This window comes from Bradyrhizobium sp. UFLA06-24, from assembly GCF_054967145.1.
In genome coordinates, this window is record NZ_JADFUE010000128.1 from 1 (window position 1) to 7,241 (window position 7,241).

The 7,241-nt window shown below is 56.9% G+C and carries 7 protein-coding genes and 1 pseudogene; 4 read left to right on the top strand and 4 right to left on the bottom strand.

What is annotated here, in order from left to right; translation table 11 throughout:
- Window positions 1–29: 29 nt before the first annotated feature.
- Window positions 30–249: pseudogene (locus IF809_RS37440) on the bottom strand (helix-turn-helix transcriptional regulator); the annotation flags it as partial.
- A 51-nt stretch (window positions 250–300) separates the two neighbouring features.
- Window positions 301–600 (bottom strand): type II toxin-antitoxin system RelE/ParE family toxin, encoded by a 300-nt coding sequence (locus IF809_RS37445; protein WP_223153755.1) that lies wholly within the window; start codon window positions 598–600, stop codon window positions 301–303.
- A gap of 453 nt (window positions 601–1,053) precedes the next feature.
- On the opposite strand from IF809_RS37445, the gene IF809_RS37450 reads away from it, so the two are divergent.
- Window positions 1,054–1,371: a hypothetical protein gene (locus tag IF809_RS37450; protein WP_011084451.1), complete on the top strand. Its 318-nt coding sequence runs from the start codon at window positions 1,054–1,056 to the stop codon at window positions 1,369–1,371.
- A 17-nt stretch (window positions 1,372–1,388) separates the two neighbouring features.
- On the opposite strand, the gene IF809_RS37455 is transcribed toward IF809_RS37450, so the two are convergent.
- Window positions 1,389–1,835 carry a tyrosine-type recombinase/integrase gene (locus IF809_RS37455; protein WP_018647864.1) on the bottom strand — a complete coding sequence of 149 codons (447 nt, stop codon included), beginning with the start codon at window positions 1,833–1,835 and terminating at the stop codon, window positions 1,389–1,391.
- Window positions 1,836–2,175: 340 nt separating this feature from the next.
- Between IF809_RS37455 and IF809_RS37460 the strand changes: the two genes are divergently transcribed.
- Complete coding sequence (locus IF809_RS37460; RefSeq protein ID WP_028182256.1) at window positions 2,176–2,532, top strand: hypothetical protein; 357 nt, start codon at window positions 2,176–2,178, stop codon at window positions 2,530–2,532.
- 840 nt (window positions 2,533–3,372) lie between these two features.
- Complete coding sequence (locus IF809_RS37465) at window positions 3,373–3,606, top strand: cold-shock protein (RefSeq protein ID WP_018647867.1); 234 nt, start codon at window positions 3,373–3,375, stop codon at window positions 3,604–3,606.
- A gap of 320 nt (window positions 3,607–3,926) precedes the next feature.
- On the opposite strand, the gene glmS is transcribed toward IF809_RS37465, so the two are convergent.
- Entirely contained in the window at window positions 3,927–5,753 is a 1,827-nt protein-coding gene (glmS, locus tag IF809_RS37470; RefSeq protein WP_011084447.1) for a glutamine--fructose-6-phosphate transaminase (isomerizing), read from the bottom strand.
- A 1,332-nt stretch (window positions 5,754–7,085) separates the two neighbouring features.
- Here glmS and IF809_RS37475 point away from each other — a divergent pair.
- Window positions 7,086–7,241, top strand: a 156-nt coding sequence (locus IF809_RS37475; RefSeq protein ID WP_462839994.1) for a GDP-mannose 4,6-dehydratase, incomplete at its 3' end; no start/stop codon positions are given.

The following is a 7,241-nucleotide window of genomic DNA, read 5'->3' on the forward strand; positions in this document are numbered from 1 at the left end:
GCATCGGGGGCTGCCTGCAAACGAAGCTAGATGGCCGGGCCGTTGCCGACCGGCTTTCCAATCCGGGCGGCCACGTTCGGACTGACCGGCTTCTTCTCCGCGAGGATGTCGTGCAGATGCTGCCTGGAATCCCAGCGCTTCTGCAATCTCGGTCTTAGACTTCCTGATGTACTGTAGAATTTCATCAAGGACGGCGCCCGGATGAGACGGGCAGCGGTTAGGATCGCGCTTAGCCTTCTGCTCTGCCATTGATGCTCTCCAGCATGTCGGAGCCCTCATGGCTTATTCGGTATTCTGCGTTCAGTGGTACTGGTCAAAGTCAACCTTGAATGCATCGCCTCCTTCAAACTCGAATGTGATGCACCACGGGCCATTGATGTGAATCGTGTAGCGCACGGACTTTCCGGCCAGCTTGTGGAAATCGTTGCCTGTCAGCTTCAGTTCGGAACTGTTGACGGCTTCGTTGAGCGTATCGAGACGAACTCCTATAGCGCGACAATCAGGATGAGAGCGCGATGCGCTTGTGCATTCTCTTGTCGACGCAGCCGGTTCGCCGCTAGTGGCGCGGCCATACTGCCTAAGATCACAACTGATCGCCAAGCGCTGGCTACGACCAATCCTGGTAGTTGTGATAGGGGCGTTCGCCGAATATGCATCCCGGTTAGCTTCTTCCGCTGCTTGGGCTGACCATGGTGAAGTTAGCGGTGAGTGGTAGGGACAGCGCTTCCTCGGTTCACGTCAAAGCGCCGAGTCACGTGCAGCTATCTACTGTGGGTCCGAATGGGCGGTGACAATCAACACTCGAAATCTTCGGCAGATCACAGCCCTGCGGTCGCAAGCGCTTGAGGTGCTTGCAGCCAATCAGGCCCGGGCCGCCGATCAGTCTTTGAGCCCGGCAGATCGCCAAGTCGCGACGTTTGATGCCGAGGAGGCTCAGGCAGTGTTGGGCATACTCGATAGCGTGAAACTCAACCTGGGCCGAAGGAGGCAGGCAAGATCGCTGCACGCATACGCGCTCTTCTAGAGGGCGTCTCGTGGGCGCTGGCGTGTTTGGTGCCTGATCATGATTCGGTTCCCCGTCAAACCAAAACTCAGATACTACAGTGGCGTGAACCGAAAGTTGCAGCGCAAAAAAAGCGGGTTTATAACGCGGTTGCGCATCGCGCCGCCAATCACCTTAATACCCAGATCGCGAACAATGAGAGCGACACCCAGCAATATATGTTCGCTAACATCGCTTACGATATCGGCGCTTCGACGGATGACGTGCGATCTGCCCTTTCAAACGGCGGGTACAACGGCGTAACATTCATGGGCATTAGCGCAGAGGAGCGGACAGCACTGGCTCGATACAGACGAGAGGGGAGCTGAAGTGTCGCAGAAGTTTGCTAACCGGTGATTGTGATTAAATGCTTTTCAATCCGCTGGAATCGCTTCTCGCTTCTCTTCGAACATATGCCATCGCGCATAGACGCATGAACGATGGTCGCGGCTGTACGCCTGAGGTCATGGGGCGTAAAGGCTACCAGCTCATTGTCTTCCAACAAGCGCCGCACAGCCTGGCTCATACAGTGGCTCGCAAGCACCCCAACGCTTTCGAAGCGACTGGCAACGACGGGTCTGTTGCCTTGGTCCTCTCCCTTCTCTGGCTTGCCGATCTCCAAGGCCGCCTCGATCAACTTGACGGCAGTCGGGAAGAGCGGGACTGTGTGCTCCGCTTTCTTGTTCTTCGTCCGTACAGCGGGAATGATCCAGTGGGGCTTTTCCCCGTGTAGGCCGTGAAGCTCGGAACGCATCATGCTCGCGACTTCGCCCCGGCGCTGGGCTGTCAGCAATACGGACTTTCAGCGCCAAGCGCGTTCCATCCGTGATGCCCGCTTCCTCATCGTTGAGGATCGCAAAGAAGGCTTCAGTTCGTCGAGTGTTAGAACGCGGTCCTTCTCGACTTCCTTGCCACCAACTTTCTTCATGCCGTGCAGGAAATTCTCAGTCAAATCTCGCGGTCGTTCGCATACCCCGCAAATGGTGCGGATATCCGCTTAAGCAATCCCGATGAGCAAGTGCTACCAAATGAGATAGGTTCGACATGTTGCCGGTTGTGGTACTTTCCGAAGCTCTTGGTCGGATCTAGACCACGCAGCGAGCTGCGATCCTGTTTAGACGGAGAGACGTTGAATGACCGCGAGAAGTCCCGAATACGAGAAACGCGAACGGAAGACCCATCCAGAGCCCGAACGGGCCGCCCAGGCTTCAGCCTCTGAAGCGGGAGGCACCACGCACGATGTTGGAGAATCAGCGAGGGCTGCATCAAGCCATTCATTTGCGTCTCCGGAATGGAAAAAATCCCTCGAAGAGACAACAGACCTGTTCGCTGCGGCGTTGAAGGACGGGTCAAAGCTGGCTGCTTCCTCTCTGCACGCTCAGGTCAATCTTCTGAAGAATCTTGCCAATTCCAAAACTCCCTCGGACGTGATGAAGTGCCATCTGGATTTCGCGGAGCAGTTCTGGTCGAAATCGTTCAGCAAAGGCTGAGAGATAAGATCATTTAGAGCGGGCCGTCATCTGCGGCTAGCTGAGCAATTCGCCAAGCGTGAAATAGGGTCGATGGCGCTCTATTACCTCCGAGGTGAACGCACCTTTGGCAAGCCTGACAATCACCCCAGTCCAGCTTCGCTACTTGCTCGACTACCCATGCGAATGCTCCTCCTCGTGAGGCTCAGTGATTCTGAGATGGAGATGGTCGAGCTCGTGATTGCGTAGTTTTCGAGCCTCAATCGCGCACGGCGTGTTGGAGAACGGGTGCGCGTCCGAAGGGAGACGATCGATTAAAAGGCCCGCTTGCCTGCTGTTCAATACGCCAGCGAAATTTCTGTGTGCTTAGCAGGTCGGATGAATGCCGCCATCGCGTACAGGCCGGGCGTGCAAGAGAATGCGCTGGGCCGTGATGGGCAGCACGTTGTCGGGGCAATTTGGCGGCGCGAGCGTGAGCCTGCAGTCCGAAGTTCGGCGGGACCAACTGGGACGGACAGTGCCCCCGTCGGCCATCAGTTTTCAGACCAAAGCGAACACCTTGACCCTGTAGCCCGCCACGAAGCGCCTGCAGAATCTCCGATTCTCGATTCGGCACGACCCTTGCTCGGTCCTGGGCAGCATCACCGAGTCTCCAGATGCGGTAATGTTAGGGGCGGGCTCGTCGCTTCTAGCGCCTGGTCCGCCCCGCCGGTTTGCTGTGAGGCGAGGTGAGTCAGGATGTTTCAAGTGGTGGCGCTCATCTTCGCTCGCGCTCGTCGCCGCCGAGTTAGGAACGGAAAGTGCACCCGCAGCTCCGGAGTAGTAGGCGGCGATATCGAGCCGCAAGACCGTGGAACAAACATGCGCACCGGAACAGTAGTGTCGTACAGCGTTGAAAAGGGCTGGGGGTTCATTCGGCCTGACTATGGCGACGGCAAGGATTTGTTCGTGCACATATCGGACCTTCGCGGCTGCGCAGGGGCTGATCTGGTGTCCGGCACGCGCGTGACTTTCGGTATTCGTTTCAATAAACAGCGCTCGAAGTACAGAGCCGTCGAAGTCAGGCTGCGCGCTCCGGGGCATGGCGACCAGTGAATCCGATTGATGGCGACCACCATTTCCGATCGATGACGACCACCTGTTCCGGTCGATGGCGACCAGGGCAACAGGGCTGTGGACGGGCGTGATGAACGCCGTCCCAGTCGTGCAACATCCCGGATCGCCCCTAGGCTAGTCGATTCTGCTATACGAGGCTGATGGCAGCATCAGCTAAGTTCACCAAAACCGCACGACAGCTACGAGCGACCCGGATTGTGAACTTGTCGGATTCCGTCCCCGCAGAACCTAGGCCACCAAACCCGCGCCGAATGGCTCGAGGCCGAGACCTCAATGCTTTGATACTAACTTCTCCAGCCTCATTCCACCGTGACCGATTTTGCAAGATTACGCGGCTGATCCACGTCCGCCCCCCTTGCGACCGCGGTATGGTAAGCCAAGAGCTGGACCGGAATGGCATAGACCAGCGGCGTAAAGCTTGCGACCATTGCCGGCAGCACGATGGTCAGGAGCGTGTCTACCATCGCTTCAGACGCACCCTTCGCATCGGTGATCAGGATGATCTTGCCGCCCCGAGCGGCCACCTCTTGCATGTTAGAGACGGTCTTCTCGAAGACCTCGTCGTAAGGCGCGATCACCACCACAGGCACAGCCTCATCGATCAGTGCGATCGGGCCGTGCTTGAGCTCGCCGGCGGCGTAGCCCTCTGAGTGGATATAGGAAATTTCCTTCAACTTGAGCGCGCCCTCCAAGGCCAAGGGGGCCGATGTGCCACGACCGAGATAGAGTACTGTCCTCGCGCCGGCGATATAACGCGCGAGCTTCTCAATCTGGGGCTCGACCAACAGGGCCGCAGCAATCAATCGCGGCACCTCAATGAGCTCGCGCACGAGCTGCGATTCATCGATTTCAGACAGCTTACCCCGCTCCTTAGCTGCTCTGACGGCAAGCACCCCCAATACCATCAGCTGGCAGATAAATGCCTTGGTGGAAGCGACGCCGATTTCTGGCCCTGCCAGGGTAGGCAAAACGGATTCGCTCTCGCGCGCAATCGTCGACGTCGGTACATTAACCACAGATATCGTATGCAAGCCCTTGCCCTTGGCGTATCGCAAGGCAGCTAATGTGTCAGCGGTTTCGCCCGATTGCGAGATGACTATTGCGAGATCGCCTCGGCGCAAAGGCGCCTCCCTGTAGCGGAATTCAGAGGCTACATCGACGTCGCAAGGCAAACGCGCGAGCCTCTCGAACCAGTATTTGGCGATGTGCCCAGCGTAGCTAGCCGTGCCGCACGCAGTAATTGAAATGCGCTGAATGCAATTAAAGTCGAAGGGCAACGCGAGCGGCAGGGCGACGCGTTTGGCCGCAACATCGAGATAATGCGCCAATGTCTTGCCGGCCACTGTCGGCTGCTCGTGAATTTCTTTGGCCATGAAGTGGCGGTAATTCGCTTTGTCCACAAGGAGCGCTGATACGCCAGATTTTGATGTTTCCCGCTGGACGATAGAGCCGTCTGCACCATAAATCACGCACGTTGCGCGCGTAAGCACGGCCCAGTCGCCGTCTTCAAGGTAGGTGACGGTGTCGGTCAAAGGTGCGAGCGCAATTGCGTCCGAGCCTAGATACACTTCGCCGCGACCATGTCCGATCGCGAGCGGCGAGCCCTTGCAAGCACCGATCAAAAGATCGTCGTTCGCTTTGAAAAGGAATGCCAACGCGAAGGCACCACGCAGTCGCGGCAGTGACGCCTGTACCGCATCCTGCGGCGAGTAGCCATTCTTGAGATAGGAATCGACGAGATGCGCCACTACCTCGGTGTCCGTCTCCGAGTTAAAGCCGGCTCCATTCCGCTCCAACTCGGCTCGCAGCTCGCGGAAATTCTCAATGATCCCGTTATGAACGACCGCGACATTCTCCGTCGCATGCGGATGAGCATTGCTTTCGGTCGGCTTTCCATGAGTCGCCCAGCGGGTGTGACCGATGCCAGCATGCCCCGACGGCGGACAATAGCGCAGCTGCTCCTCAAGGTTCCTCAGCTTACCTTCGGCGCGGCGGCGCTCGATCCGGACTCCTTCGAGAGTTGCGAGGCCCGCGGAATCGTAGCCACGATATTCCAATCGCCTGAGCGACGCGACCAACTTATCAACGACCGGACCACGGCCCAAAATGCCAACAATTCCACACATATCAATCCATGCAGCCCAGCTTCAAGAAGTCTGACGTTCCTCCAACAGGAGCACCGTCGCAAACTTCGTTTGCCCAAAGGTAACAGGTTTAGGTTCGGGATTTTCAGCGGGCGCCGTTATCACCGCCGCATTCTCTGGCCTCATTTAGATCTCCCGGCCATCATCGCTTCGCCCAGCTAGATTCCGCTTTTGGCTGGCCGATCGAAGAAACACTGCGATGCCATCGCCATTGGCGTGACTGCCTGAAGCAGAATCAGATGCGCTAGTGCGCCTGCACGGCGCATCCAAGTCCGCCCAAACAGGCTCGCTCGACGGCCTCACTAACTGTCGCCGGCGCAACAAGCCGCTGCCAAGATGTATCAAATAGTCTCGCTCCATAGATTGAGGGCATTCGAACAGAACGGAAAGCCAATTATCCTACGGTGAAGCAGGTTATCTTGCTTGGCTCACTCTCACCGAGGAGCCATTTCAGGACGCAGTTTGTGTTCTCAGAAGAAGCGAGAAGCGATGCCAGCTTGCCGGGCACGGTCAATATGGCAACAACTGAGTCCTCGCGTCTCACTAATCATTCTCCCGGGCGAGTGACGCTTCGTCTGGGCTTCGCTCCATTTCAGACAGAAAGATGAGATCTGCCCACGTTCCGCATAGTCCCTGCTCATCTCTTTGCGCAGCTGCTCCCGACTTGCTGGAAACACACTTGCGATGAGGGTTTAAGAGACTTTTCATGATTGGACAGAGGCAACTTATGCCCGGTCAAGTTAGAGGACTGGCATCAAAGCTCCATTGTACGAACGTAAGATTTCGATATCGAAACGTTACAAAGTCTATACCAACGTTTGCCTTTCTTTCTCATTCTGTTTTGCATCAGGCCGTCCATTGCCTACCCGCAATTAGCAAAGCGGCGCTGATTATGAGCCGCGAAGGCTGCGTCTTCTAGTCGGAAGTCTCACCACGTCACTCTTCCGCGCCATGAGGGACCAAACGGAAAACATACCTGCGCGCGTGGAAAGATAAGGACCCCAGAAATATCGCGAGGAGGCAAAGCGCCCCCGAGCGCGTCTAACAGGGCCCACCATCCATCCCGCCTGCTTGGGATCGTCGCCGTTGCGAGGGTTCGCTCGACTTTCATCTTTGAAGCTCATGCGCCGGCATCATTCAGTCCACCTAAATCAATGTATATGGTGTGTTTTCCTGAGTCCGGTGTATGACTTGGCTTGCCGAGCGTATCCTTTAATTGCGATGGAGCGCGCATCCGCATATCGATCTTTTCGAGAAGCGGCTTCGCAATGATTTCTCAGAGTGCAGCTCTTTCCGGTGCAACTAAGGAAGACCATGACGGTTCGCAACTCAAAGGGGCGTGTCGCTCTCATCACCGGCGTGACCGGTCAGGACGGCGCCTATCTCGCCGAATATTTGCTGTCGCTCGGCTATGTCGTGCACGGCATCAAGCGGCGCTCGTCCTCGTTCAACACCGCGCGCGTCGATCAC

What these genes read in the sequence shown, in the direction of transcription:
- IF809_RS37460 (WP_028182256.1), top strand. Translation starts at nt 2,176, where the DNA reads ATGACCGCGAGAAGTCCCGAATACGAGAAACGCGAACGGAAGACCCAT.
- IF809_RS37465 (WP_018647867.1), top strand. Translation starts at nt 3,373, where the DNA reads ATGCGCACCGGAACAGTAGTGTCGTACAGCGTTGAAAAGGGCTGGGGG.
- glmS (WP_011084447.1), bottom strand. Translation starts at nt 5,753, where the DNA reads ATGTGTGGAATTGTTGGCATTTTGGGCCGTGGTCCGGTCGTTGATAAG.